Source organism: Pseudomonas sp. PME37.24/025 (assembly GCF_055556615.1).
The window spans coordinates 1-342 of the sequence record NZ_JBVHNK010000064.1; the positions used below are offsets into that span (position 1 = coordinate 1).

The window sequence follows — 342 nt, forward strand, 5'->3', positions numbered from 1 at the left end:
GTCGAGGCATCCGCCCGATGACGGACCGAGACCGATGCGACCAACTGCAGCGTGGTGGGCTGCTCGAGGTGGAGGGCGTCGGGGTGCGGGGCGGCGGGAGTGTCGTCGAACGCGGCGGCGAGGTCCTCGAGGGGACGCCACGTGAGTCCGTCACGCAGCCCGCCGGTGGTGCGGACGACCCACGGCACGCGGGTGTCCGCGAGGGCCGCGCGCATCGGTTCGGTCAGGCGCGTGCCGTCGCCGGTGAGGAAGACCAGTGGATGCCGCGCCATCCCCGCCTGCCGAAGCAGGTCGCCACGCGTCGCCGTCAAGGGGAGCAGCGGTGCCCGGCTCTCCGAGACC

1 protein-coding gene is annotated in these 342 nt (G+C 74.0%); it reads right to left on the reverse strand.

Annotated elements, in window-relative coordinates:
* Nucleotides 1-342 (reverse strand): DUF6177 family protein (locus ACZ3HH_RS29510; RefSeq protein WP_465810058.1); only part of this gene is annotated, 342 nt, incomplete at both ends.